We start from the raw sequence: 558 nt of genomic DNA, 5'->3' as shown, positions 1-558 counted from the left end.
TACGTCTATCGGGATGCGCTTTCCTCTTGGAGTGGCATTGATATCGGTAAAGATAAGGTCGATAAATTCTATATCGGGCCATTTTTGTTTAAAATTTTGTACTTCCTGTAGATACGATTCCATTTTCTTCTCCAAATAGCCTGACGAGTAGAAATTAGAAATAACCAAATTAACAAATAAATTACAGCGCTTTTATTAAATCGTTTGTTTTTCAGGTTATTTTTAATTTAAACATGCACTTATACTGTGCTTTTGGTGTTTAACGGCTGGTTTTCATGTCTTTCTGTTAACTATTTTGTAACAGTTGGTTTTGTTTTGTTCAATATAATGAGCATAAATATTCAATTTAGTGGCCTAAATAGTGCGTTAGATCACGTTGTGACGATAATAACGAATATCCGTGTTGATAATTTTGTACATGGTTTGTAGGGTAAATGTTAAATAAATCGAACACGGAAATATCATGTCAGGAACACGCAAACCCATCATTGGTGTGGTTAGCTGCACTAAAGAGTTAGGTGGCTATCAGATACAAGCGGTCAACGACTTTTACTTACG

The 558-nt window shown here is 34.4% G+C and carries 1 pseudogene; it reads left to right on the top strand.

Annotated elements, in window-relative coordinates:
* Positions 1 to 463: 463 nt before the first annotated feature.
* Positions 464 to 558: pseudogene (locus R7E78_RS29305) on the top strand (gamma-glutamyl-gamma-aminobutyrate hydrolase family protein); the annotation flags it as partial.

Source organism: Vibrio sp. YT-19(2023) (assembly GCF_033337395.1).
This window is presented reverse-complemented; position numbering and strand designations above follow the sequence as displayed.